This is a genomic window from Variovorax sp. VaC1, from assembly GCF_043658315.1.
In the GTDB taxonomy this organism is placed as follows: domain Bacteria; phylum Pseudomonadota; class Gammaproteobacteria; order Burkholderiales; family Burkholderiaceae_C; genus Variovorax.
In genome coordinates this window covers 38,739-64,649 of the sequence record NZ_JBIGLT010000009.1, presented here as the reverse complement: position 1 = coordinate 64,649, position 25,911 = coordinate 38,739, and the positions used below count along the sequence as shown (strand labels likewise).

Annotated in this window: 26 protein-coding genes; 17 read left to right on the top strand and 9 right to left on the bottom strand. The window is 68.9% G+C overall.

Annotated features, from left to right (window positions below; translation table 11 throughout):
* Positions 1–10: 10 nt before the first annotated feature.
* From ACGLHS_RS30015 to ACGLHS_RS30000, 4 genes are all read left to right on the top strand, one after another.
* Positions 11–832: an ABC transporter permease gene (locus ACGLHS_RS30015; RefSeq protein WP_093243257.1), complete on the top strand. Its 822-nt coding sequence runs from the start codon at positions 11–13 to the stop codon at positions 830–832.
* The gene (locus ACGLHS_RS30010) at positions 783–1,331 is read left to right on the top strand and encodes a TIGR00725 family protein (protein ID WP_394485463.1); all 549 of its coding nucleotides are present in this window, start codon (positions 783–785) and stop codon (positions 1,329–1,331) included. Before ACGLHS_RS30015 ends, ACGLHS_RS30010 begins: the two co-directional genes overlap by 50 nt.
* A gap of 77 nt (positions 1,332–1,408) precedes the next feature.
* Positions 1,409–2,926: an AMP nucleosidase gene (locus ACGLHS_RS30005; protein ID WP_093243496.1), complete on the top strand. Its 1,518-nt coding sequence runs from the start codon at positions 1,409–1,411 to the stop codon at positions 2,924–2,926.
* A 115-nt stretch (positions 2,927–3,041) separates the two neighbouring features.
* Positions 3,042–4,052 carry a tripartite tricarboxylate transporter substrate binding protein gene (locus ACGLHS_RS30000; RefSeq protein ID WP_176801172.1) on the top strand — a complete coding sequence of 337 codons (1,011 nt, stop codon included), beginning with the start codon at positions 3,042–3,044 and terminating at the stop codon, positions 4,050–4,052.
* Between the two features lie 25 nt (positions 4,053–4,077).
* Here the strand turns inward: ACGLHS_RS30000 and ACGLHS_RS29995 are convergent, their stop codons facing one another.
* Positions 4,078–4,785 (bottom strand): ArsR/SmtB family transcription factor, encoded by a 708-nt coding sequence (locus ACGLHS_RS29995; RefSeq protein WP_394485462.1) that lies wholly within the window; start codon positions 4,783–4,785, stop codon positions 4,078–4,080.
* Positions 4,786–4,867: 82 nt separating this feature from the next.
* Here ACGLHS_RS29995 and ACGLHS_RS29990 point away from each other — a divergent pair, with 82 nt between their 5' ends.
* Positions 4,868–6,037 (top strand): cytochrome P450, encoded by a 1,170-nt coding sequence (locus ACGLHS_RS29990; protein ID WP_394485461.1) that lies wholly within the window; start codon positions 4,868–4,870, stop codon positions 6,035–6,037.
* Positions 6,038–6,053: 16 nt separating this feature from the next.
* On the opposite strand, the gene ACGLHS_RS29985 is transcribed toward ACGLHS_RS29990, so the two are convergent.
* Complete coding sequence (locus ACGLHS_RS29985; protein WP_394485460.1) at positions 6,054–7,025, bottom strand: pyridoxamine 5'-phosphate oxidase family protein; 972 nt, start codon at positions 7,023–7,025, stop codon at positions 6,054–6,056.
* Positions 7,022–7,684, bottom strand: coding sequence for a glutathione S-transferase family protein (locus tag ACGLHS_RS29980; RefSeq protein ID WP_394485459.1), 663 nt, complete (start codon positions 7,682–7,684; stop codon positions 7,022–7,024). Before ACGLHS_RS29980 ends, ACGLHS_RS29985 begins: the two co-directional genes overlap by 4 nt.
* Before the next feature lie 118 nt (positions 7,685–7,802).
* Here ACGLHS_RS29980 and ACGLHS_RS29975 point away from each other — a divergent pair, with 118 nt between their 5' ends.
* Positions 7,803–8,693, top strand: a complete 891-nt coding sequence (locus tag ACGLHS_RS29975) for a LysR family transcriptional regulator (protein ID WP_394485458.1) — start codon at positions 7,803–7,805, stop codon at positions 8,691–8,693.
* Between the two features lie 57 nt (positions 8,694–8,750).
* On the opposite strand, the gene ACGLHS_RS29970 is transcribed toward ACGLHS_RS29975, so the two are convergent.
* Together ACGLHS_RS29970 and ACGLHS_RS29965 are read right to left on the bottom strand one after the other, a co-directional pair.
* Positions 8,751–9,437 carry a hypothetical protein gene (locus ACGLHS_RS29970; protein WP_394485457.1) on the bottom strand — a complete coding sequence of 229 codons (687 nt, stop codon included), beginning with the start codon at positions 9,435–9,437 and terminating at the stop codon, positions 8,751–8,753.
* Positions 9,434–10,276, bottom strand: coding sequence for a hypothetical protein (locus tag ACGLHS_RS29965; RefSeq protein WP_394485456.1), 843 nt, complete (start codon positions 10,274–10,276; stop codon positions 9,434–9,436). The genes ACGLHS_RS29970 and ACGLHS_RS29965 overlap by 4 nt, the downstream gene beginning before the upstream one ends.
* 160 nt (positions 10,277–10,436) lie before the next feature.
* On the opposite strand from ACGLHS_RS29965, the gene ACGLHS_RS29960 reads away from it, so the two are divergent.
* Positions 10,437–11,378, top strand: coding sequence for an ATP-binding cassette domain-containing protein (locus tag ACGLHS_RS29960; RefSeq protein WP_394485455.1), 942 nt, complete (start codon positions 10,437–10,439; stop codon positions 11,376–11,378).
* Between the two features lie 3 nt (positions 11,379–11,381).
* Positions 11,382–12,230, top strand: a complete 849-nt coding sequence (locus ACGLHS_RS29955; RefSeq protein ID WP_394485454.1) for an ABC transporter permease — start codon at positions 11,382–11,384, stop codon at positions 12,228–12,230.
* A gap of 77 nt (positions 12,231–12,307) precedes the next feature.
* On the opposite strand, the gene ACGLHS_RS29950 is transcribed toward ACGLHS_RS29955, so the two are convergent.
* Together ACGLHS_RS29950 and ACGLHS_RS29945 are read right to left on the bottom strand one after the other, a co-directional pair.
* Complete coding sequence (locus ACGLHS_RS29950; protein WP_394485453.1) at positions 12,308–12,871, bottom strand: hypothetical protein; 564 nt, start codon at positions 12,869–12,871, stop codon at positions 12,308–12,310.
* 148 nt (positions 12,872–13,019) lie between these two features.
* A complete protein-coding gene (locus ACGLHS_RS29945; protein WP_394485452.1) occupies positions 13,020–14,594 on the bottom strand; it encodes a glycosyltransferase family 39 protein in 1,575 nt (524 codons plus the stop codon).
* A gap of 152 nt (positions 14,595–14,746) precedes the next feature.
* Here ACGLHS_RS29945 and ACGLHS_RS29940 point away from each other — a divergent pair, with 152 nt between their 5' ends.
* The 4 genes from ACGLHS_RS29940 (at position 14,747) to ACGLHS_RS29925 (ending at position 18,081) form a co-directional block, all read left to right on the top strand.
* Positions 14,747–15,202: a MarR family winged helix-turn-helix transcriptional regulator gene (locus tag ACGLHS_RS29940; RefSeq protein WP_093243234.1), complete on the top strand. Its 456-nt coding sequence runs from the start codon at positions 14,747–14,749 to the stop codon at positions 15,200–15,202.
* An 88-nt stretch (positions 15,203–15,290) separates the two neighbouring features.
* Positions 15,291–15,716, top strand: coding sequence for an organic hydroperoxide resistance protein (locus ACGLHS_RS29935; RefSeq protein ID WP_093243232.1), 426 nt, complete (start codon positions 15,291–15,293; stop codon positions 15,714–15,716).
* A gap of 181 nt (positions 15,717–15,897) precedes the next feature.
* Positions 15,898–17,013: a DUF2855 family protein gene (locus ACGLHS_RS29930; protein ID WP_394485451.1), complete on the top strand. Its 1,116-nt coding sequence runs from the start codon at positions 15,898–15,900 to the stop codon at positions 17,011–17,013.
* Between the two features lie 33 nt (positions 17,014–17,046).
* Entirely contained in the window at positions 17,047–18,081 is a 1,035-nt protein-coding gene (locus ACGLHS_RS29925) for a serine/threonine protein kinase (protein WP_394485450.1), read from the top strand.
* On the opposite strand, the gene ACGLHS_RS29920 is transcribed toward ACGLHS_RS29925, so the two are convergent.
* On the bottom strand, positions 18,072–18,974 hold the full coding sequence (locus ACGLHS_RS29920; RefSeq protein ID WP_394485449.1) for a LysR family transcriptional regulator: 903 nt from the start codon (positions 18,972–18,974) through the stop codon (positions 18,072–18,074). The two genes, ACGLHS_RS29925 and ACGLHS_RS29920, sit on opposite strands and share 10 nt — an antisense overlap.
* 91 nt (positions 18,975–19,065) lie before the next feature.
* Between ACGLHS_RS29920 and ACGLHS_RS29915 the strand changes: the two genes are divergently transcribed.
* From ACGLHS_RS29915 to ACGLHS_RS29895, 5 genes are read left to right on the top strand one after another with little or no spacing between them, the layout of a single operon-like run.
* A complete protein-coding gene (locus tag ACGLHS_RS29915; protein WP_394485448.1) occupies positions 19,066–20,796 on the top strand; it encodes an acyl-CoA dehydrogenase family protein in 1,731 nt (576 codons plus the stop codon).
* 32 nt (positions 20,797–20,828) lie between these two features.
* On the top strand, positions 20,829–21,815 hold the full coding sequence (locus ACGLHS_RS29910; RefSeq protein WP_394485447.1) for a Bug family tripartite tricarboxylate transporter substrate binding protein: 987 nt from the start codon (positions 20,829–20,831) through the stop codon (positions 21,813–21,815).
* A 43-nt stretch (positions 21,816–21,858) separates the two neighbouring features.
* The gene (locus ACGLHS_RS29905) at positions 21,859–22,848 is read left to right on the top strand and encodes a tripartite tricarboxylate transporter substrate binding protein (protein WP_394485446.1); all 990 of its coding nucleotides are present in this window, start codon (positions 21,859–21,861) and stop codon (positions 22,846–22,848) included.
* 15 nt (positions 22,849–22,863) lie between these two features.
* Positions 22,864–23,334, top strand: a complete 471-nt coding sequence (locus ACGLHS_RS29900) for a PaaI family thioesterase (protein WP_394485445.1) — start codon at positions 22,864–22,866, stop codon at positions 23,332–23,334.
* Complete coding sequence (locus ACGLHS_RS29895) at positions 23,331–24,494, top strand: CaiB/BaiF CoA transferase family protein (RefSeq protein ID WP_394485444.1); 1,164 nt, start codon at positions 23,331–23,333, stop codon at positions 24,492–24,494. Before ACGLHS_RS29900 ends, ACGLHS_RS29895 begins: the two co-directional genes overlap by 4 nt.
* Here ACGLHS_RS29895 and ACGLHS_RS29890 read toward each other — a convergent pair.
* Positions 24,480–25,820: a UDP-glucose dehydrogenase family protein gene (locus tag ACGLHS_RS29890; RefSeq protein ID WP_394485443.1), complete on the bottom strand. Its 1,341-nt coding sequence runs from the start codon at positions 25,818–25,820 to the stop codon at positions 24,480–24,482. The two genes, ACGLHS_RS29895 and ACGLHS_RS29890, sit on opposite strands and share 15 nt — an antisense overlap.
* Positions 25,821–25,911 lie beyond the last annotated feature (91 nt).

Below are 25,911 nucleotides of genomic sequence, written 5' to 3'. Positions count from 1 at the left end.
AAGGAACGTGATGCGACGCTTTGGCGCCTGGCCCGCATGGGCCTTCATGGCGCTGTTCTTCGCGGTGCCGCTGGCGGCGCTGCTGCCCGAGGCCTTCGGCGAGGGCGGCAGCGCCTTCGGGCGGCTGTTCGGCAACCCGCTGTTCCTGGGCGCGCTGCGCAACACGCTGGGCCTGGGCCTGGCGGCGGGCGCGATCTCGGCGCTGGTGGGCACCTGCATCGCCATCGAGCTGGCGCGCCAGCCCGAAGGCCGGCGCCAATGGATGATGACCTTGCTGGGCCTGCCGCTGGCCTTCTCGGGGCTGGTGATTGCCTACGGCTTCATCCTGGCGTTCGGACGCGCGGGCTTCGTGACGCAGCTGCTCGCGGGGCTGGGTGCGGACCCGGCCGTCATCGGGAGCTGGATCTACAGCGTGTCGGGCCTGGGCTTTGCCTATGCCTACTACCTGATCCCGCGCGTGGCGCTGTCGCTGTACCCGGTGTTCGCCAACCTCGACCTGCGCCCGGCGCAGGCGGCGCGCACGCTGGGGGCGTCGAAGGCGCGCGCCTTCTGGGACACGGTGGTGCCCGAGGTGATGCCCTCGGTGCTGTCGAACGCCTGCATGGTGGCCGCGATTGCGATGGGCACGTATGGCACGGCGCTGGCGCTGGTGGGCACGCAGCTGAACATCCTGCCGCTGATGCTGCTCGCGCAGGTGGGCGACGGCGGTTCCGATTTCGCGGTGGCAGCGGCCTTGTCGCTGGTGCTGATGGTGGTGTGTGTGATCGTGATGGGAGTGGGCGATGTCGTTACGCGAAGGCGCGAGCGCGGTGCTGTCGGCGCCGGTCACTGAGGCGCTGACGCGCCTGGCGCAAAAGCAATGGGGCCCGGCGCGGCATCGCCAGCCGGTGGCCATGATCGGCCCCGGCGACGGCGGCCCGGCCGAATGCGAGGCCGCGTACGCAGTGGCGCATGCGCTGGCCGGTGCGGGCATGGCGGTGATCTGCGGCGGGCGCGGCGGCGTGATGGCCGCGGCCTCGCGCGGCGCCACCGAGGCCGGCGGCATCGCCGTGGGCATCCTGCCCGAGGACGACGACCGCAACGCCAACGAATGGCTCAGCGTGGCCATCCCCACCGGCATGGGCGAGATACGCAATGCCATCGTGGCGCGCAGCGGCGTTTGCCTGATCGCCATCGGCGGCAACATGGGCACGCTGTCTGAAATGGCGCTGGGCCTGAAGTGGGGCAAGCCGGTGTTCGTGATGCATGGCGACATCGAGCTGCCGGGCGCGGTGCAGGCCACCGACGTGAACGACATGCTCGCCAAGGTGCTGGCCTGCCTGCTGGCTTGACCCGGGCCTGAACCCCGGGGCCTGAACCGCCGCCGCGCGGTCAGGCAGCAGCCACGACCGCATTGCACAATGCCGGCATGCCCTACATGCCCACCTTCGTCGCCCCCGCCCGCTTCACCGATGCCGCCGCCGCCCTCGAACAGGTCAAGGCCATCTACCAGGGCGGGCTTGCCCACCTGCGCGAGTCGATGCTGCGCTTTGTCGCCGGCGAGGCGCTGCCCGGCCGGGTGCGCGCCTGCTACCCCTTCGTGCGGGTGCACACGCACACGGTTTCGCGCCACACGCCGCCGGCCAATGCGGGTCTGAGCTACGGCTTCGTGGCCGGGCCGGGCCGCTACGAGACCACGCTGACGCGGCCCGACCTGTTCTCGCGCTACTACCTCGACCAGTTCCGCCTGCTGCTCGAAAACCACCAGGTCGAGCTGGAGGTGGGCACCAGCACGCAGCCCATTCCGATCCACTTCTCGTTTGCCGAGAACGACCACATCGAAGGCACCATGAGCGCCGAGCGCCGCGCCCTCATGCGCGACGTGTTCGACCTGCCCGACCTGGGCGTGATGGACGACGGCATTGCCAACGGCACCTTCGAGGCCCGCGACGGCGAAGCGCAGCCGCTGTCGCTGTTCACGGCCGCGCGCGTCGACTACTCGCTGCACCGCCTGCGCCACTACACCGGCACCGCGCCCGAGTGGTTCCAGAACTTCGTGCTGTTCACCAACTACCAGTTCTACATCGACGAGTTCGTGCGCCTGGGCCACGAGGCCATGGCCGACGAGAACAGCGAGTACGTGGCCTTCATCGAGCCCGGCAACGTGGTCACGCGCCGGCGCGGCCTGGCGGCAAGCGCCAGCACCAGCTACGCCCACCTGCTCGATGGCAGCCAGGGCACCGCACCGCCGCGCCTGCCGCAGATGCCCGCCTACCACCTGGTGCGCGAAGACTGCAGCGGCACCACCATGGTCAACATCGGCGTCGGCCCGGCCAATGCCAAGACCATCACCGACCACATCGCCGTGCTGCGCCCGCACGCCTGGATGATGCTGGGCCACTGCGCCGGCCTGCGCAACACGCAACAACTGGGCGACTACGTGCTGGCCCATGCCTACGTGCGCGAAGACCACGTGCTCGACGAAGAACTGCCGCTGTGGGTGCCTATTCCCGCGCTGTCCGAGATCCAGCTCGCGCTCGAAAAAGCCGTGGCCGACATCACGCGCTACGAAGGCCCCGACCTCAAGAAGATCATGCGCACCGGCACCGTGGCGAGCACCGACAACCGCAACTGGGAGCTGCTGCCCGGCAACCAGCCGCAGCGCCGCTTCAGCCAGAGCCGCGCGGTGGCGCTGGACATGGAAAGCGCGACCATCGCGGCCAACGGCTTCCGTTTTCGCGTGCCCTACGGCACCCTGCTGTGCGTGAGCGACAAGCCGCTGCACGGCGAGATCAAGCTGCCCGGCATGGCCAATCACTTCTACCGCGAGCGCGTCGAACAGCACCTGCGCATCGGCATGCGGGCCATCGACATCCTGCGCGAAGAAGGCTCGACACGGCTGCACAGCCGCAAACTTCGCAGCTTTGCCGAAGTGGCGTTCCAGTAAGAAACGTGTTCCCGGCCGGCGGGCGTCCATCGGGGTTTGTCCCTGCCCGCCTGCGGGAACGATTCGCATATTTCGCGGACATCATTCAGTTTCCCCACAGACAACCGGAAACAAGATGCCCCAGTCGACGTCCGCACCTCTCTCCCGCCGCAGTTTCTCGGCATGGATCGCGGCATCGGCCGCCGCTGCCGGCGCGGGGCACGCCGCGCTGTGGCCCGGTGCCGCCAGGGCAGCCGACGCACCGCTGAGCAGCAAGCTTCGCATCGTCATTCCCGCCAACGAAGGCGGCGGCTGGGACCAGACCGGCCGCGCACTCGGCGCCGCCCTGCTGGCTTCTGGCGCGGTGGGCAACGTGGTGTACGAGAACATCGGCGGCAAGGGCGGCACCATCGGCCTGGCCAAGTACGTCGAGAAATACGATGCCGACCCCGAAGCCCTGCTCGTGAGCGGCATGGTGATGGTCGGCGCGGTGGCGCTGCAGAAGCCAGCCGTGACCATGGCCCAGGTCTCGCCCGTGGCGCGCCTGACCAGCGACTACGAAGTGGTGGCGGTCAAGGCCGACTCGCCCATCAAGACCCCCAAGGACCTGATCGCGCAACTGCGCGCCGATGCCGCCAACACGGTCATCGCGGGCGGCTCGGCCGGCGGTGTCGACCACATGTACGCCGGCATGCTGGCGCGCGTGGCGGGCGCCTCTTCAACCCTGGCCTACCAGGCGCATCCGGGCGGCGCGCAGGTGGTCGAGGCGCTCGAAACCGGCAAGGCGGCGGCCGGCATCTCGGGCTACAGCGAGTTCAGCGACAGCCTGGCCAGCGGCAGGCTGCGCGCCATCGGCGTGTCGTCGAAGCAGCCGTTCCAGGGCATCACCTCGGTGCGCGAACAAGGCGTCGATGCCGACCTTGCCAACTGGCGCGGCGTGATGACCGGCAAGAAGGTGCCGCCCTACCGCAAGGCCGTGCTGCTCGACGCGGTGCGCCGCGCCACCACGCACGACCTGTGGGTGAAGACCATCAAGCGCAACAACTGGGACCCGTACTGGATGGCGGGCAAGGACTTCGAGAGCTTCCTCGAACTCGACACGGCCATGGCCGGCCCGCTGATCTATCTGCTCAAGCTGAAGGCCTGAGCGCCCTTCTTCCGGTTCTCCTGGTTCAAGCAAACAGCTCGGGCATTTCGCGCTGAGCCTTCGGCGTCAGCGCGAGCGCACGGCCATCCAGCTCCTGCCGCACCCAACCGCGGCGCAGCGACAGCTGCAGCCACGCCGCACCGAGCGCGCCGCCCAGGTGCGGGCGGCGCTCGCTCCAGTCCAGGCAGGCACAGGCGAAGCGACGCCGCGAGCGACGCACCGCATCGACCTCGACGCCCAGGCTCTCCAGCGCGATCGCACCTTCGGCCGTGAGCTCATAAGAACCGCTCTGCAGGCCGCTGAGCCAGCCTTGCGCATGCAGCCGGTCGTGCAGCGCCACGCCCGCCGTGCCGGCCATGTGGTCGTAGCAGGTGCGCGCGCTGCGCAGGCGGCTGGGCGTGTTGGGCTTGAACTCGGCGGCGCGCGGTGCGCCGGCCACCACCATCAGGCTTTCGAGCGCGGCCGCGACGTCGTCGTTGGCCAGCCTGAAATAGCGGTGCTTGCCCTGCACCAGCAGCTCGACCAGCCGCTCTTCCTTCAGCCGCGCGAGGTGCGCGCTCGCGGTGGAGGCCGCGACCTCGGCCACCGTGGCCAGCTCGGTGGCGGTGCGCGCGTGGCCGTCCATCAGGCAGTTCAGCATGCGGGCACGCGCCGGCTCGGCGATGGCACCGGCCAGGCGGGCCAGATGGAAGTCCGCATTCGATGAAGAAGGGGATGAGGTGTTCGTTTCCATGTCCTCATGGTAGAGCGCCGGCGCATCCGACACTTCGTTCACGGACGAAGTGTGGCGGCCGCTTCGATCGCACACTGCGGCCATGAACACATCAAGCCCCACCTCCACCGGCCTGCCCGTCGACCCGGTCGCGGCCGCCACGCACGCCGACCCTTATCCCTACTACGCCAGCCTTCGCGACGGGCCGCCGCTGGTGTGGAACGAAAGGCTTCGCCTGTGGGTTGCGAGCCGCGCCGAGGTCGTCGAGCAGGTGCTGGGCGCGCACGGCGCGCTGCGGGTGCGGCCGGTCTCCGAACCGGTGCCGCGCGCCATCGTCGGCAGCGCGGCCGGCGAAGTGTTCGGCCACCTGGTGCGCATGAACGAAGGCCCGGCGCATCAGGCCCACCGGCCCGCGCTGCAACGCGCGCTGGCCGGGCTCGACCTGAACGCCGTGCACGCGGCCGCATCGCAAGTGGCGCAACGTGTGCCAGTGCAGCCATTGCCCGACACGATCTTTTCCATGCCCCTGCAAGCGGTCGCGCACCTGCTCGGCTTTGCCGACGAGATGCTGCCGCAGGTGGACCGCTGGATGCGCGACTTCGTCGCCTGCCTGTCGCCGCTGTCGACCGCGGAACAGTTGCAGGCCGCCAACGCGGCCGCGTCCGAACTGCTGACGCGCTTCGAAGCGCTGGCCACGGGCGCGGCACCGCGCCAGGGCACGCTGCTCGCCGCTGTGCTGGCGGAAAGCGCGGCGAGCGCACCGCTGTCGCGCTCGCTGCTGGCCAACCTCGTGGGCCTGCTCTCGCAGACCTGCGACGCCACGGCGGGCCTGCTGGGCAACAGCCTCATCGCGGTGATGCGCGAACCCTCGCTGCGCCCGGCCCTGCGCACACGCGATGGCCTGCAAGCCATCGTGGAAGAAACCGCGAGGTACGACCCTTCGGCGCAGAACACGCGACGCTTCGTGGCGGAGCCGATCACGCTCGCGGGAACGCCACTGGCCGTGGGCGACACGGTGCTGGTGCTGCTGGCCTCGGCCAACCGCGACCCGGCGTTCAACCCCGACCCTGACCTCTTCATGCTTGTGCGCGTGCGGCGCCGCATGCTCGGCTTTGGCCACGGCATGCACGCCTGCCCGGGACAGGCGCTGGCCTGCACGCTGGCGGCGGCGGGCCTCGATACGCTGCTACGCCGCACGCCCGACCTAGAAGCGCAACGCGCGCGCGGCTGGCACTACCGGCCGACGGCCGCGCGCATTCCCGTCTTTCACTGACGGGCGTGGCGCTTGCTCAGGCGTGCGTGGACGCCCAGCGGCCGGTGCGCGCCAGATGCGGCGACAACTCCGCGTCGCCCCAACGCAGCGGCAGCGCCAACGGCCGGCGCAGCGCGTGCTGGACGTGAAAGCGCATCAGTCGCTCGGCGCCCTCGAAGGCCGCGACCTCGGGGCCGCCCCACACGATCTCGGCGGTGACCGCCACGTGCAGCAACTCGCCGTTGTCGAAGTCGATGAACAGCAGGCCCGCGCGCGGATGCGCCGCGAGGTTGCCCAGCGTGTTGAAGAAGCGGTTGCCGTTGAAGTCCGGCACGGTGAGCACGTTGTCGCCATCGATGCGCACGAAGCCCGGCAGGCCACCGCGATGCGACACGTCGACACCGTGCGAGCTGGCATCGGCGTCGTCTCCCGCCGCCACATCGTGCGGATACGCGGTCGCGATGAACAGCGTGTCGGCGCTGCCGATCAGGCGATGGGCCGCCAGATCCAACGTATCGAGCCACTGCACTGGCGCCGCATCGCCGCGCGCCGCCACGAACACCGGCTCACGCGCCTGGATGTACCGGGGGCAATTGCCGAAGCTCTGCTGCACCTGGACCATGAAGCCCGTGGCATCGAGCGCCTCGACCGTGCCGTTCATGCGGTTGCGCCGCCGCGTGTGCGGCTCGATGCCGAGCAGGCCCAGCGTGGCGCCCTGCACCAGCTGGCCGGCCAGCGGATCGCCCGCCATGGGCAGCGCATCGACACGCAGGTGCGTCGGATCGGGCGAATGCGCGAAGCCGGCGGGCGCCGCCAACACGCTGGCCCAGGGCTGCAGGTTCGCATCGAGGCTGCCGACCACGAGGAAGGGCAACTGCGCGAAGAAGGTGCGGTGCTGGTCCGGCATGTAGTCGCGGATCACGCGCGGACCCGCCACCTCCATCTGCTCGCGCGAACCCACCAGTGTTTGCAACGCGCGCTCGCCGGCATGGAACGGCGCGGCGATCATGCGACCGCCGCAAGCCCGATAGGCGTACGCGCCATCGGCACGAAGCCGGCTAGCGCTTCCACACGCGCCAGCCAGTCGCGCACATGCGGATAGGCGTCGAGTGACACGCTGCCTTCGGGCGCATGCGCCACATAGGCGTAGTTCGCGATGTCGGCCAACGTGGCGGTGGCGCCGGCGAGGAAGGGCTGTTGCTGCAGGTGCGACTCCATCACTGCGAGCAATGCGTGCGACCGCGTCACCATCTCCGCGGGGTCGGTGTCCAGGCCGAACAACGCCAGGATGCGCGCCGCCGCCGGGCCATATGCCAGCGGGCCGGCCGCCACCGAGAACCAGCGCTGCACGCGCGCCGCGCCCACTGCATCGCGCGGCATCCAACGTGCGGGATCGGGTGCGTAGCGTTCGTTGAGGTAGACGAGGATTGCGTTGGAATCGGCCAGCGTGAGTTCACCGTCCTCGATCACCGGCACCTGCCCGAAAGGGTTGCGCGCCAGGAACTCCGGCGTGCGATGGTCGCGCTTGCGCAGGTCGAGTTCGACGATCTCGAACGGCAGCCCGAGCATCGTGAGAAAGAGCCGCACGCGATGCACATGGCCCGAGAGCCTGGTGCCGTAGAGCTTGATGGGTTGCGTCGGGCGGGTGGCGGTTGTTGTGGTGTTCATGCGCGAATCCTGTGAGCCAGTGAATGACGGGGCCTGCACCGGATTCTTCTCTCTTGCGCGTCATGAATGAATAGCCATTTCTGTATTTGACTGCTGCGTTTTCCGGTTTAATCGCGCCATGGATCGATTCAAGGCCATGCAGACCTTCGTGCAGATTGCCGAGCAAGGCAGCCTCACGCGCGCCGCCGAGGTGCTCGGCACCTCGCTGCCCGCGGTGGTGCGTTCGCTCGCCGCGCTCGAAGCGCACCTGGGCGTGCGCCTTTTTCACCGCACCACGCGCCGCCTGTCGCTCACCGAAGAGGGCCGCCACTACCTGCCCAGCGCGCGCGACGTGCTGCTGGCCGCCGACACCGCCGACCTGGCGCTGAAGACCGAGGCGCACGAACTGGCGGGGCAGCTCACCATCACGGCGCCGGTGCTGTTCGGGCACATGTACGTGGCGCCCGCCATCACGCGCTTCATGCAACGCCACGAGAAGGTGCGCTGCAGCGTGAGGCTGTACGACCGCACGGTGAACCTGCTCGAAGAAGGCATCGACGTCGGCATCCGCATCGGTGCGCTGGAAGACTCCTCGCTGGTGGCGCAAACGCTCGGCACCATCCGCCGCGTGGTGGTGGCAAGCCCCGCTTACCTTGCGCAGCACGGCACGCCGAGGCACCCGAGCGACCTGGCCGGTGCGCCCTGCGTGCGCGGCCGCATCGATGCGCCGCCGCAATGGACCTTTCACCAGGGCGGCAAGACCTTCCGCGTGACGCCGAGCAGCCGGCTGGAGTTCAACCACCTCGCGCCCGCCATCGAGGCGTGCGCCGCCGGCATGGGCTTCGGCACCTTCTTCTCGTACCAGGTGCTGCAGATGGTGGCGCAAGGCCGGCTGAAGCTGGTGCTCGAAGACTACGAACCGCCGCCGAAGCCGGTGAACGTGATCTATCCGAACGCGCGGCTGCTGCCGGCGCGCACGCGGGCCTTCATCGACTGGATGAAGGCGGAGTTCTGCGGGCTCAGGCTCTGAAGCTCGACGGCCTGCGATGCATCGCCGATCGGGTCGGGTACAGCGCCAGCATCGTCTTCACAGCGCGGCCACCGGTGGTGGCAAGGGCTTGCCCTCGCACAAGAGCGCTGCATCGCTCGCCATGCGTCGCACGGCTTCTTCGAGGCCGAGGTTCAGCACCGACATGAACTCACCATTGCCGTTGACCCAGTTGGTGCCGGTGCCCATGCCGTGGTACTGGCGCAAAGCGGATTCGCCGCCGGGCAAGCGGTAGCTGACCTGCAGCACCACATGCGAGACGAGGTTCAGGTCGGTGGACCACGCATGCGCCAGGCGCAATGCCACCTCGGCCGTGACCTGCGGTGTGCCGACAGGTGCGGCAGGCGGTGCACCGAGCACGGTCTGGAAACCGTAGCGGCTCATCGACTGCAGCGCGCCGCGCGTCCACGCCACGCCATCGCCGCTTCGCAGCGACTGCACCGACCTCGGCGTGGCATGGACCGTGGGCATCATCAGGGTGAGGTTGCCCGCGTTCGCCTTGTTGCTGCGCGTGTCTTCGATCCTGGGCAGATAGAGCGTGCAGCTGCGCGCGAGCTGCTGCGGCTGCGACATGACCGGCGAGCCGTCGGCGCGTTCGGCGGGCACCGGCGAGGGCTCGAACACCATGCCGAGCGGTTCCTCTTCGGTCAGTGCATGCGCAAGGCCGGGCAGAAAACAGAAGACTGAGAGCGCGGCAACGGCCACGCGATGGCATCGGTTGTTCATGGGGCGGTGCTCCGCAGCGAGTACATGGCGCCGTCCTGGTCGCGGAACACGACGCGGCCCGCCTGGTCGTCGAAGCCCTGGCCGGCCAGCGTGACCCAGGAGCCGTTGACGTTGAAGCGCGACGTCTTCACTGCACCCGAGCGCGCGCCGGCGATGTCCATGCCGACGAGGTGCAGGGTCTGCGTCATCGAGTCGCGCATGACCGAGCGGAGCACCTGCCCGTCGTTGGCCGCGAGGCGCCGGATGACGGTGGCGCGCGTGCCGCCACCAATGGGCGTCTGGAAGATGGCGGAGGCGCGGTACGAAGGCTCCTTGTTGCCGCCCTGCCAGAGGATGGCCGAGGTGCGCGTGGTGAACGCGCCGAGCCCCGGCTCGAGCGCGTACTGCAGCAACAGCACCATGTAGGCGGGGCCGGTCTTGGTGGCGGCGATGCGGGCGTCCTGCTCGGCCTTGAGCGGCATGGCCGCCAGCACCTGCGACGAGCGCACCTTCAGCGGAAACGCGCCCGGCTCGGCCAGCATCGCGTTGGCGGCAAGGCCGGCTTCGGCGCGGTAGTCGTAGTCGAGCAGCGGGCCGACGATGGCCTGCACCTCGGCGCTCATGTCTTTCTGGCGCGACTGCTGCACCGACGAATCGATCAGCGCGCCGATGAGCCCGCCGCCGGTGGCCGCGCTCAGGCCGGGCGCCTGCGCGGAGAACATGAAGCTTTCTTGCGCGACGACCACGCGCACGTCGACCTCCTGGACCGTGTGCCGGTCGGCGGCCGCCAGGGGGCGGTGAAAAGGCGCGCAGGCGCCGAGCAGCAATGGCACCGACAGCGCCAACAGGAAACGCAGCATCTTTTGGGCCTCCCCCCGGGAATTGCAATCCGGCGTCGATTGTGCCGTTGCCGCGAGCGCGGCCCGCGCCATGCCGCATGAAGTTGCCAGCAAGTCGGGCGGGTTGTCCATCGATTGAAGCGAGGGCACGCGCCATGCGCGTCTGGGTCAGAATCGCCGCGTGCCGCCATCCACCCCACCCCCCGCGCTCTTTCACGTCAGCCATCTGCACAAGCGGTATGGCGACACCACGGTCGTCGATGACCTGTCGTTCGAGATCGCGCCGGGCGAATGCCTGGGCGTGATCGGACCGAACGGCGCCGGCAAGACCACCACCATCCGCATGTGCCTGGGGCTCACCGCGCCCGACGGCGGCGACATCTCGGCGCTGGGCCTGCAGATGCCGCGCGATGCGCTGGCCATCAAGGCGCAGCTCGGCGTGGTCACGCAGTTCGACACGCTCGACCCCGACTTCAGCTGCGCCGAAAACCTCGTGGTGTATGGCCGCTACTTCGGCTTCAGCAAGGCGCAGGTGCGGGCACGCGTGCCGCAGCTGCTGGAGTTCGCGGCGCTCTCGCACAAGGCCGATGCGAAGCCGGGCGAACTGTCGGGCGGCATGCGCCGGCGCCTGTCGCTGGCGCGCGCGCTGGTCAACGACCCGAAGCTGCTGCTGCTCGACGAACCGACGACCGGCCTCGACCCGCAGGCGCGCCACCTGATGTGGGAGCGGCTGCAGGTGCTGCTGCAGCAGGGCAAGTCGATCTTGCTGACCACGCACTTCATGGACGAGGCCGAGCGCCTGTGCTCGCGCCTGCTGGTGCTCGACCACGGCCGCAAGATCGCCGAAGGCCGCCCACGCGACCTGATCGCCGAGCACCTGGAGCCCGATGTGGTCGAGGTGTACGGCAACGGCGCGCTGTCGCTGGCCGAGTCGCCCGAACTCAAGGCCATGGCCGCGCGCGTGGAAGTGAGCGGCGAGACCGTGTTCTTCTACACGCAGGACGCGCGGCGGCTGCTCGATGCATTGACGCAGCACAGCGGGCTGCGCACCTTTCATCGCCCGGCCAATCTCGAAGACCTTTTTCTCAAGCTCACCGGCCGGCAAATTCGCGAGGACGGCTAGACCATGAACACGACGACTTCAACAACAACGCCCGGCCTCACGAACGCCGCGCCGCCCTCGCCTTCGGTGTGGCGCGCGCCCGAGATCTCGCTGCGCTGGTGGCCGGTGTTCCTGCGCAACCTGCTGGTGTGGCGCAAGCTCGCGATACCGAGCCTGATCGGCAACATCGCCGAGCCGCTGATCTGGCTCGTGGCCTTCGGCTACGGCATGGGCGCGCTGGTGGGGCAGGTGTCGGTCGACGGCGTGAAGGTGCCGTACATCCTCTTCCTGGCCAGCGGCTCGATCTGCATGAGCGCGATGAACGCGGCGAGCTTCGAGGCGCTGTACTCGGCGTTCTCGCGCATGCACGTGCAAAAGACCTGGGACGGCATCATGAACGCGCCCGTGGGGCTGGACGACATCGTGCTGGCCGAGATGCTGTGGGCGGCGTTCAAGTCGATCTTCACGGTCACCGCGATCCTGTTCGTGATGCTCGGGCTGGGCATCAGCCACAGCCCCAAGCTGGTCGTCGCGTGGATGGTGCTGGTCGGCGCGGGCATCACCTTCTCGTCGATCGCGCTGATTTTCAATGCGCTGGCGAAGGGCTACGACTTCTTCACCTACTACTTCACGCTGTTCATGACGCCGATGATGTTTTTGAGCGGCGTGTTCTTTCCGCTCGAACAGCTGCCCTCGGCGGTCAGGGCGGTGGCGGCGTGGCTGCCGCTGACCAATGCGGTGGCGCTGGTGCGGCCGCTGTTCATGGACCAGTGGCCGGCCGACTGGTGGCTGCACGCGGCGGTGCTGGCGGTCTACGCGGTCGTCGCCTTCTGGATCGCGCTGGCGCTCACGCGCAAGCGGTTCCGGGGCTGAACGCCTTCAGCCACCGCCCTCAGGTTGCGGTCGGGCAAGCGCATGGGCCGCATCCAGAGGCCTGAGGGTCGGTGCGCTCATGTCCCCCTGATGCACGTCTGTTCTCGACGAACGCTCAGTTCCCTCGTGTACGTTGCAGCGCCATCCTGCGTGCCGACCTTGTTCAGGCTCACATAGCACCTGTCCGCTTGCCAGTGCATGCGGGCTTCGTAGTCGCCGCCGACCACCGGCTCGAAAGAGAAGGTCACCACACAGGTCTTGCTGTCCGCGCTGATCCCCAGCTTCATGGAGATGAGGTCGCGGCGGCCGGCGGGTATGAGCCGCTCGATGAACGTGCGGGGGTCGAGCTCGGCGCCCCCGGGAATGCCTAGCGGCTTGTCCTGCGCGCCCAGCCGCGCGATGCCGCCGAAGAAGCCAAGCTCCATCGGAGCCTCGCACCCGCCACTCGGATAGATCACTGTCTTGACGCCCTTCGACCATTCGGTCTGCTCGCTGAGGATGCGTAATCGCGCGACATCCTTGCCCTGGGGCGCCTGGTACGGAGCGGCGCAGGCGGCCAGCAGCAGGGCGAGGGCCACCGTCGAGAGGCGTCGCATGCGAGGGATTCCCGAGGCAGTGAAGAGCATCAGAGAACTGTTCATGGCTTTCAGTTGAAGGGCTGAGGAATGGTTCGCGCCGGCCGTGGACCACGGTTCACGCAGCTGGCACGGGAGTATGCCGAGCCTTGCCGCAACCGCAGCACCTTCAACTGACATCTCGCCCCGCCCAACGGGCAAAGCCGCCGCAGCGCTACCTGCCCGCGTCGGCTCCGCAGTTCTTCGTGCCGCTGTCGCCTTTCGGCAGCACGATGCCCCAGCGCATGCGCAGGCTGTTGCGCTCGTCGACGCCGGCCCACGGAATGTCCAGCGTGCCACGGCAGTTGGCGGCGGCCATGCGGGGTTCGAGCAGCATGCCTTCGGAGCGGAACTCCTGCGTGTCGAGGATCAGCACCATGCCGCCTTCGCGCTCGAGCACGCCGGGCGCGAGCCACGGCGAGTTGCGTTCGTCGCCGTCGATCAGCAGTTGCATCGACGGGTCCATCTTCAAGGCCACCGCACCCGCGAACCAGGTGTCGCCCACGAGCAGCTTGAACGGCCGCTCGCCGGCATGGTCGCGCCAGATGGCGCCCACGGCATCGGCAACTTCTTGCGCCGGCAGGTTGGCGCGCGTGATGTAGCCCAGGCGCTTGCTCAGCACGCCGTCGACCCAGCCCTGGCCGAGCGCGCCGGCGACATGAAGCGCCACCACGGTGGCGATCACGCCGCGCCAGCGACGACGGCTCCAGCGCTCCGCCTCGAGGCCGGGCATCACGGCCACGGCCCACAGCGCGGCCGGCAGGAAGAAGGTGGTGAGCCACGATGCAAGCAACGGGATCTTCAGCAAGATGGCTGCGGGAAACACCAGGCATGCGGGCCCCAGCGTGGCCCAGGCCAGGAAGCGTCGGTCGAACGCATTCAGCCCCGGCGGGGCGGCAACCGAAGGCGACGGCGCCGCCACCGAAGCGCGGGTGAACCAGGCCCAGCCGACCAGCAACAGCATGGGCGACAACCGAGCCACCTGCGTCACGAACACATGCACCAGCCGACGAAGGCCTTGCCCGTGCGCACCCGGCGCGTGAACCGAATGGCGTGCATAGGCGATCGTTCGCGTGGAGTGCTCCAGCACCCACCAGACGTGCGGCGCCATCAGCAGCGCCGCCACGCCGACCGCCACCAGGAGCCCGCGCCGCACCTGCGCGTCGCGCCACAGGCCCTGCCGGACGATGAAGGCCGCGCCGACCGCAAACTGCACCACCGCGCTGTACTTGGTGAGCATCGACAGCGCCGCGAAGACGCCGAGCCATGCCCAGTCGCGCAGCCTCGACGCCGCCGGCGCATGGAGCACACGCCACAGCATCCACCAGTAGCCGGCCAGCGGCAACAGCTGCACGGTGTTGTGGTTGTAGATGATCGCGCGCTGCACGTGATAGGCCACCAGCGAGCCGAGCAGCACGGCCAGCGCCGCGCGCGCCGGGTGGACCATCTCGAGCGACCAGCGCCAGACGAGGTAGAGCGCGCCCACGCCGCAGCCGACGCCGGCCGCGTAGGTCAGCCAGGCCTGCCGTCCGCCCAGGCGCACCAGCACGCCCATGATCCAGCTCGGCAACGGCGGATGCTTGTAGTAGCTCCACTCGAAGCTGCCGCCCCAGAACAGCTCTTCGACGTTGTCCCAGGGCGGGGTCGGATAGAAGTAGCCGATGGACAGGGTCCACAGCAGCAGCATCGCCCCCAGGGCCCACAGGATGTCGCGGTGCGAGGTGCGGGTGAAGGCCGGGGTGGTTCCCATTGGCTGAATCGGAAGGGGGCGCATACGAAGTCGGGGAGCCTTGCCAGAGGGAACGGACCGGGGAAGAGAGAAACAAAAGGCCTCTAGTGTGGCACGTCGTTTACCTTAACTTTACATTGCACGCAATTCAATTGCTCGCTACAATTCGCCTCATGCACCCCGCCTCAGCCTCCTCCGACGAAATGCTCAAGCTGGACAACCAGCTGTGTTTTGCCGTGTATTCCGCCTCGCTGGCCATGACCCGGCTCTACAAGCCGGTGCTGGAAAAGCTGCAGCTCACCTACCCGCAATACCTCGTGATGCTCGCCCTCTGGGAGCATGACGGCCCCACGGTTTCCGCGCTGGGCGAGCGCCTTTCGCTCGACTCCGGCACGCTCACGCCGCTGCTCAAGCGCCTCGAGGCCAACGGCTATGTGGCCCGTGTGCGCGACGTGGCCGACGAGCGCCGCGTGCACATCACCCTGACCGCCGTTGGCCGCAAGCTCAAGGCCCGCGCGGCCAACGTGCCCGAGTGCCTGATGGCGGCGGCCCAGTGCTCGGTGCCCGAACTCGTGGCCCTGACCCAGCAGATCCAGACCCTGCGCGACCGCATCAAGAAGGCGGCCTGACACGCAACCGGTTTCTTTATTTCTCCCCCGCTTCGATCCAGAAAAGAGAGAAGCTCTTTCACCCTCCTCCATCATCAAAGGAATCACCATGACCACCAAGCTCGACAAAGTGCTCTACACCGCAGAAGCCCACACCGTCGGCGGCCGTGACGGCGCTGGCAAGTCCAGCGACGGCGCCATCGACGTCAAGCTGAGCTCGCCCGGTTCCGGCAAGCCCGGCACCAACCCCGAACAACTGTTCGCGGTGGGTTACGCCGCCTGCTTCATCGGCGCCATGAAGGCCGTCGGCCCGAAGATCGGCGTGAAGGTGCCGGACGACGTCGCCATCGACTCCAGCGTTTCCCTTGGCCCGACGAACGGCGGCGCCGCCTACGGCATCGCCGTCAAGCTGGCGATCACGCTGCCCGGCCTCGATGCAGATGCCAAGCAGAAGCTGGTCGACACGGCTCACCAGGTCTGCCCGTACTCGAACGCCACGCGCGGCAACATCGACGTCGAACTGACGATCGCCTGAGCACCCTGCAGCAGCAACGAACAAGCGCCCCGGCCACAAGCCGGGGCGCTTTTTTCATGCCCGCGCTTGTCTCACGGGTGACGCCGGAACGGGCACCGCGATAGCGCCTTTCACCAAGCTTGGCTAATGTCGCGGCACGCCCCGAAACCCACACCTCACTCAACCCGTGGAGATCGACACCATGAGCACCACCAGCCTCCTGATCCGCAAAGACCAGCTCGCCACCACGCGCCTGCACACCGCCACCGACGAACCCTTGGCGGACGGCCAGGTGCGCGTGCGCGTCGACAGCTTTGCGCTCACCTCGAACAACATCACCTACGCCGCCTTCGGCGACGCGATGAGCTACTGGCAGTTCTTTCCGAGCGGCGAGGAAGGCTGGGGCACGATCCCCGTGTGGGGCTTCGCGAGCGTGGTGCAGTCGCTGCATCCGGGCGTGCCGGTGGGCGAGCGGCTCTACGGCTACTGGCCGATGGCCTCGGGCGCGGTGCTGAGCCCCGGCCGGCTGTCGCCCGAGCGCTTTACCGACGTGGCGCCGCACCGCGCCGAACTGCCGGCCGTCTACAACCAGTACTTCCGCTGCAACGCCGACCCGCTCTACACCGCCGATACGGAAGACACGCAGTCGCTGCTGCGCCCGCTGTTCATCACCTCGTGGCTGATCGACGACTTCATGGCCGACAACGACTTCTTCGGCGCCAACACCATGCTGCTGTCGAGCGCATCGAGCAAGACGGCCTACGGCACGGCCTTCCAGCTGCACCAGCGCAAGGGCATCGAGGTGATCGGCCTGACCTCGCCCGGCAACGTGGCCTTCTGCGAAAGCCTGGGCTGCTACGACCGCGTGGTGACCTACGACGCGCTCGACACCATCGCGGCCGACACGTCCTGCGTCTACGTGGACTTCGCCGGCAACGGCGAGCTGCGCAACGCGATCCATGCGCGCTTTGCCAACCTCAAGTTCAGCAGCTCCATCGGCGGCACGCACGTCGAGCAGTTGGCGTCGAAGGGCGCGGGCAAAGACCTGAGCGGCCCGCGCGCCACGCTGTTCTTTGCGCCCGCGCAGATCAAGAAGCGCACCACCGAGTGGGGCGCCGAAGAGTTCGGTCGGCGCATGGTGTCGGCCTGGCATCACTTCATCGCCGAAGCGACCGACGCGAAAGAACCCTGGCTGCGCGCCGAACACCACGCCGGCGGCGATGCGGTGCAGGCGGCCTACGCCCAGGTGCTAGCGGGCAAGGGCGACCCGCGCACGGGCCATATCCTTTCTCTTTACAAACAACCCGCCGGCCACTGACGCCCTTCGGGTCACAGTGGCGACAATCGCTGCATGACCCTTTCCCCTGCAGCGCCCGCGAACACCCATCCTTATGAGAGCCTCACGCCCGACGTGGTGCTCGACGCACTCGCGACGCTGGGCCTGCACGGCGACGGCCGGCTCACCGGCCTGAACTCCTACGAGAACCGGGTCTACCAGGTGTTCCTGGAAGACCGCAGCGCGGTGGTGGTCAAGTTCTACCGCCCCGAGCGCTGGAGCGAAGCCGAGATCCTCGAAGAGCACGGCTTCTCGCTCGAGCTGGCCGCCGCCGAAGTGCCGGCCGTGCCGCCGCTGGTTGTCGACGGCAAGACCCTGCACCACCACGCCGGCTTCGCGTTCAGCGTGAGCCCCTACCGCGGCGGCCGCGCGCCCGAGCTCGACAACTTCGAGGTGCTCGAATGGGTCGGCCGCTTCCTGGCGCGCATCCACACCGTGGGCAGCGCCAAGCCTTTCGAGGCCCGCCCCGCGCTCGACCTGCAGACCTTCGGCCTCGACTCGCGCGACTGGCTGCTGGAGAACGACAAGATCCCGCTCGACATGCAGCGCGACTGGGAAAAGGTATGCAACGAGGCGCTGGACATGGTCCGCGCGACCGCGCTTGCGCTGCAGCCGCCGGCCTCCGACTTCAACCCGCGCAAGCTGCGCCTGCATGGCGACGTGCACCCCGGCAACATCCTGTGGACGCCGACCGACCGGCCCGGCGGCGGCCCGCACTTCGTCGACCTCGACGACGCGCGCACCGGCTTCGCGGTGCAGGATTTGTGGATGCTGCTGTCCGGCGACCGCGCGCAACGCACCTCGCAGCTGTCGGGCCTGCTCGACGGCTACGAGCAGTTCCGCGAATTCGACCGCCGCGAGCTGGCACTGATCGAGCCGCTGCGCACGCTGCGGCTGATCCACTACAGCGCATGGCTGGCGCGGCGCTGGGAAGACCCGATCTTTCCGATCAACTTCCCGTGGTTCGGCTCGAGCGACTACTGGAAGGGGCAGATCCTCGTGCTGGAAGACCAGTGCGAGCAGATGGCCGAAGAGCCGCTCTACGCCTGAAGCCCGGCAGCGGCTGCGATGCTCTCGGCCACGCCCTGCAGCAGCCGCTCGACCAGCACGTTCGGCGGCCCCGTCCGCCACACCCCGTAAGCCTCCGACTGCGCCACCGCGCGGTCGAGCGGGCGGAACACCGCGCCGCGCAGGGCCGAGTGCCGCATCGCCTGCGGCACCAGCGCCACGCCCATACCCTGAGAAACCAAAGACACGACGGCGAGCCAATGGCGCACTTCATGCCGCACCTCAGGCAGGAAGCCTGCGTCCGCGCAGATCGACAGGATGCGCTCGTGATAGTCCGGTGAAGCCTCGCGCGAGAACAGCACGAAAGGCTGGTCGCGCAGGTCAGCCGGGGCCAGCACCTTCTTGCGGGCGAGCGAATGCCCCGCAGGCAGGCAGCACACGAAGGGCTCCGACAGCAGCAGGCGGTGCTGCAGCTCTGGCGGCACGCGGCGCGTGTGGGCAAAGCCCAGGTCGAGCCGGTCGTTCAGCAGCTCGGCGATCTGCACGCCGGAGTTGAGTTCGCTCAAGGTGATGCGCACCGCCGGGTGCGTGGCCTGGAAGGCGCGCAGCGCCTGCGGCAAGCCCCGGTAGAGCATGGCGCCGACGAAGCCGATGCGCAGCCGGCCGGCCGAACCGGTGGCCACGTCGCGCGCTTCGAGCGCGGCCTCTTCGGCCTGCAGCAGCACCCGCCGCGCCGAAATGCGCAGCGCCTCGCCCGCAGGGGTCAGGCGCACTTCCTTGCTGTTGCGCTCGAACAGCCGCGCGCCCACCGACTCTTCGAGCTGGCGGATCGCCACCGACAGCGGTGGCTGCGAAATCGACAGACGCCGCGCCGCCCGCCCGAAGTGCAGTTCTTCGGCGAGCACGGAGAAGTAGCGCAGGTGTCGCAGTTCCATGAATAGCCAAATCAAATCGAACAAGACCAATTCGATATTAGACACGGATCGTCGCGGCTTCAACAATGCGGCGAACCCAGGAGACAAACGCATGTCCGAGAACGCTGCCACCCGCACCGGTGTCGCGCCAGAAGCCGCGCACGCCCATCCGATTCCCGACCGCCACGGTCAGAACCTGTTCACCACCGACACCGAGCTGCACGCGCTGCTCGCGCTCTACCTGCCCGACGATCTGCGGCGCCATATGCAGCCGCACTTCGAGCGCCTGGGCGGCCTGGCGGGCGGCCTGCTCGACGAACTGGCCGGCACCGCCGACCGCAACCCGCCCACGCTGAAGCAGCGCACCCGCACCGGCCTGGACGAGCAGAAGGTCGTCAAGCATCCGGCCTATGTGGAGATGGAGCGCCTGGCACTCAGCGAATTCGGCCTGGCCGCGATCTCGCACCGCGACGAAACGCTGGGCTGGACCGGCAAGATGCCGCCGCTGGTCAAGTACGTGCTGACCTACCTGTTCGTGCAGGCCGAGTTCGGCCTGTGCTGCCCGGTCTCGATGACCGATTCGCTCACGCGCACGCTCAAGAAGTTCGGCAGCCCCGAGCTGGTCGCGCGCTTCCTGCCGCGCCTGACCTCGCTCGACTTCGACGAACTCGCGCAAGGCGCGATGTTCATGACCGAGCAGGCCGCAGGCTCCGACATCGCGGCCACCGCCACGATGGCGCGGGCCGAGTCCGATGGCAGCTGGCGCCTGAGCGGCGACAAGTGGTTCTGCTCCAACCCCGACGCCGATTTCGCGATGGTGCTCGCGCGCGCCGAAGACGGCGCTGCGGGCATGAAGGGCGTGTCGCTGTTCCTGCTGCCGCGCCGGCTGGAAGACGGCAGCCTCAACCACTACCGGATCATTCGCCTGAAGGACAAGCTGGGCACGCGCTCGATGGCCAGCGGCGAGATCCGGCTCGAAGGCGCGGTGGCGTACCTCGTCGGCGAAGCCGGCCGGGGCTTCGTGCAGATGGCCGACATGGTGAACAACTCGCGCCTGTCGAACGGCGTGCGCGCCGCCGGCCTGATGCGCCGCGCCGTGGCCGAGGCCGAGTACATCGCGTCGGAGCGCCGCGCCTTCGGCCGCACGCTCGATCAGATGCCGCTGATGCAGCGCCAGCTCGACAAGCTGCGCCTGCCGGCCGAGCAGGCGCGCACGATGGTGTGCCAGACCGCGCTGGCGCTGGCCCGCTCCGACGCCGGCGAGCCCGATGCCTATGCGCTGCTGCGCATCCTCACGCCGCTCATCAAGTTCCGCGCGTGCCGCGATGCACGCAAGGTGACGGGCGATGCGATGGAAGTGCGCGGCGGCTGTGGCTACATCGAGGAGTGGAGCGATCCGCGCCTCGTGCGCGACGCGCACCTGGGCTCGATCTGGGAAGGCACGAGCAACATCGTGGCGCTCGACGTGATCCGCGCCCTGAAGCGCGAAGGCTCGCTGCCGGTGCTGCGCGCGCACTGCGAAAAGCTGCTCGACGACGCGGCGCTCGCACCCGCCTTTGCGAAAGCGCTGCGCGATGCACTGGCACGCGCCGCCGCGCTGGCCGAGACCGCCGCGCGCGAAGGCGGCGACGTGCTGGCGCGCCAGGCCGCCTCGGCGCTGTACCACTGCACGAGCGCCATCGCGATGGCGTGGGAAGCCTCGCGCGGCGGCTCGGCCGCGCGCCTGCGCTGGGCGCAACTGGTGCTGCTGCATCGCGTGCTGCCGCGCGATCCGCTGGCACCCGATGCCATGCCCGCCGACTGGAACACGGCGGCCGCGCGCAACGCCCCGGTAGCGGCCTGAACTTTTCCCCCGACAAGAAACGGAGACATCCCTTGAAACGCCTCACCTTCCTGCTGGCCGCCTGCACCACGCTGCTGACCGTCGTGCCCGCTGCTCCCACTGCACAGGCCGCCGACGCCTTCCCCTCGAAGCCCATCACGCTGGTCGTGCCCTTCCCGCCCGGCGGCCCCACCGATGCGATGGCCCGCACGCTCGCTGCCGAGATGAAGGACCGCCTCGGCCAGCCGATGATCGTGGAGAACCGCGCGGGCGCCGGCGGCAACATCGGCGCCGAATACGTGGCGCGCGCCGAGGCCGACGGCCACACGCTGATGTTCGGCACCTCGGGCCCGCTGGCCATCAACAAGAGCCTGTACCGCAAGGTCAACTACGACCCGGTGAAGAGCTTCGCGCCGGTGATCCAGGTGGGCTACCTGCCGAACATCCTGGTCGTCAACCCCGCGCTGCCGGTGAAGAACGTGCCGGAGCTGGTGGCCTACGCCAAGGCCAACCCCGGCAAGCTCAGCTATGCCTCGTCGGGCAACGGCGCGTCATCGCACCTGGCGGGCGTGCTCTTCAACTCGGTGGCGGGCACCGACCTGCAGCACATCCCCTACAAGGGCACGGGCCCCGCGCTCAACGACCTGCTGGGCAACCAGGTCAGCATGACCTTCACCGACATCCTCACCGCGCTGCCCTACGTCAAGGCCGGCAAGCTGCGCGCACTGGGCGTGGCGACGCTCGCGCGTTCGCAGGCACTGCCCGACGTGCCCACCATTTCGGAGCAGGGCTACAAGGGCTACGACGTGAGCGTGTTCTTCGGCATCGTGGCCCCGGCCGGCACGCCCGCCGACCGCGTCGCCAAGCTCAACCATGCGTTCGCCGAAGTGCTGAACTCGCCCAAGGTGAAGCAGATGTTCGCGTCGCAGGGGCTGGAGGCCTCGGCCGACACGTCGCCGCAGAAGCTCGGCCAGTTCATCGTGGCCGAGTCGGCCAAGTGGAAGGACGTGGTGAAGAAGTCGGGCGCGCAGCTCGACTGATGCCGCCAGCGACTCGATTCGAACAACAAGGAGACAAGAAAAAATGAAACTGCTGTCACGCCTGGGCGCATTCCGCGCCGCCTCCCTGGCCACCATCGCGCTGATCGGCGTCACCACTGCCACCGTCGCCACAGCCCAGACCTATCCGCAGCGGCCGGTCACGCTGATCGTGCCGTACGCGGCCGGCGGCCCCACCGACCAGCACCTGCGCGCCGTCGCAGAAGAAGCGGGCAAGGCCCTGGGCCAGCCCGTCATCATCGAGAGCCGGCCCGGTGCCAGCGGCACCAACGGCGCGGCCGCGCTGGTGCGCGCGGCGCCCGACGGCTACACGCTGGCGGTGCTGCCCGCCTCGGTGTACCGCGAGCCGTACATCAACAAGGTGGCGTTCGACCCGAAGACCAGCTTCTCGTACGCGATCCTGCTGTCCGACTACACCTTCGGCCTGGCGGTCAAGGCCGACGCGCCCTGGAAGACCTGGAAGGACTTCGCGGCCGATGCCGCGCGCCGGCCCGGCAAGATCAACGTCGGTGCCACCGGCGCGGTGGGCACGCCGCGCATCGTGATGGACGAGGCCGGCGAAGCGGCCAGGCTGCAGTTCAACATGGTGCCGTTCAAAGGCGATGCCGAGGTGACCAACGCGATCCTTGGCGGCCACATCGACGCGGCGCCGCTGTCGGGCGTGGCCGTGCCCCACATCGACGCCGGCAAGATGCGCTACCTGGTGATGCTCACGCCGCACCGCGTGAAGCGCTACCCCGACGTGCCGACCCTGCGCGAGCAAGGCGTCGACGCGGTCATCGACTCGCCCTACGGCATCGCCGGCCCGGCCGGCATGGACCCGGCCCGCGTGAAGATCGTGCACGACGCCTTCAAGAAGGCGCTGGAGTCCGCACCCGGCCTGCGCGTGCTGGAGCAGCTGAACCAGCAGATCAACTACATGGGCCCCGACGACTACCGCAAGTACGCGCTCGCGGCCACGGCCCGCGAGAAAGATCGCGTGGCCCGCTTGCGCCAGCGCGGCCTGCTCGACTGAACCGACTGCCATCGCATGCCCGCCACCACCGCCCCCACCCCACCCGAGCCGCCGGGCATCCTGTTCGGCCTGCCGATGCCGATGGCGCGCGCCTTCGGGCTGCGCGGCGAAGCCATCGGCGACGACAGCGCGCGCATCCGCATGCCCTACGACGCGGACTACACCAACAGCCGCGCCGACGTGCACGGCGGTGCCATCGCGGTGCTGTTCGACTGCGTGCTGTCGTGCGCCGTGCGCGCCCATGCGCCCACGCAGTACGGCGTGGTCACCGTCGACATCACGGTGCATTTCGTCGCGCCCTGCAATGGCGACGTGATCGCCACCGCGTTCTGCGAGCGGCGTGGCCAGTCGCTGAGCTTCGCGCGCGGCGAAGCCCGCAACGAAAACGGCGAACTGCTGGCGCTGGCCACCGGCACCTTCAAGCTCGTGGCGCGCGCCTCTTCCACCTTTTCGACAGCTGACGCCTCCATCGCCCCCACCGCATGACCACCACTTCCACGCCTTCCACCGGCGCCCTTGCGGGCATCCGCGTGCTCGACATCTCGCGCATCCTCGGCGGCCCGTACTGCGGTCAGATCCTGGGCGACCACGGCGCCGACGTGCTCAAGGTCGAGCCGCCGCAGGGCGACGACACGCGCACCTGGGGCCCGCCCTTCAAGGAAGGCGTGGCCTCGTACTACCACGGCCTGAACCGCAACAAGCGCGTGCAGCACCTGGACTTCTCGACGGAAGAAGGCCGCGAGGCGCTGCTCGCCTTGGTGGCCGAAGCCGACGTGCTGATCGAGAACTTCAAGACCGGCACGATGGAGCGCTGGGGCATCGGCTACGAGACGCTGTCGCAGCGCTTTCCGCGCCTCGTGTGGTGCCGCGTGTCGGGCTTCGGCGCCGATGGCCCGCTGGGCGCGCTGCCGGGCTACGACGCGGCGGTGCAGGCCATGACCGGCATCATGAGCATCAACGGCGAGGCCGACGGCGGCCCGCTGCGCGTGGGCCTGCCTGTCGTCGACATGGTGACGGGGCTGAACGCGGTGATCGGCGTGCTGCTCGCGCTGCAGGAGCGCCAGCGCAGCGGGCGCGGGCAGTTCGTGGAAGCGGCGCTGTACGACAGCGGCCTGTCGCTGCTGCATCCGCATGCGGCCAACTGGTTCATGGACGGCACGGCGCCGCGCCGCACGGGCAACGCGCATCCCAACATCTACCCGTACGACGCGCTGGCCACCGGCACCGACCCGGTGTTCGTGGCGGTAGGCAACGACCGGCAGTTCGCGAGCCTGTGCCGCTGCATCGGCCTGCCCGACCTGGCCGACGATCCGCTCTACCGCACGGCCGGTGCGCGCTCGGTGCATCGCGACGGGCTCAAGCAGCGGCTCGAAGCGGCGATGGCCGTGTTCGACGGCCGCGAACTCGTCGAGCAGTTGATGGCGGCCGGCGTGCCCGCCGCGCCGGTGCTGCCGGTGGACGCCGCGCTGCAACACCCCCACACGCTGCACCGCGAGATGGTGGTCGAGATGGAAGGCGGCTACCGCGGCATCGGCGCGCCGGTGAAGCTGAGCCGCACGCCGGCCAGCTATCGCCATGTGCCGCTCACGCCGGGCAGTGCGTTCCTGCCCCAGGGTGAGGCGGCTGCTGCTTCAGCGAAAGACTGAGCGGCCCCTGCCGATGCCGTAGTACGCGATGCCGGCGGCTTCGACCTCTGCAGCGTCGTAAAGGTTGCGGCCGTCGAAGATCGCGGGCGCCTTCAACGCGTTCGCAATGCGTGCGAAGTCGGGCTGGCGGAACTCTGTCCATTCGGTCACCAGCGCGAGCGCATCGGCGCCCTGCAGCGCCTCGTCCGCAGACGCGCACCAGCGCACGTCGTCGCGCTCGCCGACGATGGCGCGCGCATTCGCCATCGCCGCCGGGTCGTAGACCTGCACGCGTGCGCCCGCGGCCCACAGCCGCTCCAGCAGCACGAGGCTGGGGGCGTCGCGCATGTCGTCGGTGTCGGGCTTGAAGGCCAGGCCCCAGAGGGCGATGGTCCTGTTCGCGATGCGGCCTTCGAAGTGGTGCGTCATCAGGTCGAACAGCCGCCCCTTCTGCTCGTGGTTGACGGCCTCGACCGCCGAGAGAATGCGCAGCGCATGGCCGTCGCGGTCGGCCACATGCCGCAGCGCCCGCACATCTTTGGCAAGGCACGAGCCGCCGTAGCCCGCGCCCGCCTGCAGAAAGTCGGGGCCGATGCGGCGATCGGCACCGATGCCGCGCCGCACCATCTCGATGTCGGCGCCCGCCTGTTCGGCCACGCGCGCCATCTCGTTCATGAAGCTGATGCGGGTCGCGAGCATCGCGTTGGCGGCGTACTTGGTGAGTTCGGCCGAGCGGCGGTCCATCACCAGCAGCTGCCGTTCCGGTTCGCGCACGAAGGGCGCATAAAGCCGGGTCAGCAGGTCGATGGCGGCCGGGTCCTGCGAGCCGATCACCACGCGGTCGGGCTGGCGGCCATCGCGCACGGCCGAGCCTTCGCGCAAGAACTCGGGGTTGACCGCCACCGCGATGCGATGCGCCGCACCGCGTTGCGAAAGTTCGCCCTGCAATGCCGCCTCGACCTGTTCGGCCGTTCCCACCGGCGCGGTGGATTTGCACACCACCAGCGCATCGCGGTCGCGGTGCCGGCCGATGCCGCGCGCCACCGCCATCACATGCCGCAGGTCGACGTCACCCTGCGCATCGGCCGGCGTGTTGACCACGATGAAGAGGACGTCGCCATGCAGGCTGGCCACGCGCTCGTCGGCCGTGAAATGCAGTCGCCCGGCAGCGATGCCGGCTGCCACCAGCGCCTCCAGACCGGGCTCGTGCAGCGGCATGAGGCCGCGCTGCAAGCCCTCGACGCGCGCCGCATCCGCGTCGGCGCACAGCACCTCGTGCCCCGCCTCGGCCAGGCAGGCGGCGAAGCTCAGGCCCACGTAGCCGGCGCCGAAGATGCTGACCTTCATGGCCGCCCCCGGTCGTTCTGGCACTGGTGGCGCGCACGGTTGTGCGATAAAAGCAGGATGCAAGCCTTCAAAACAATGTCCGGACAGGAAA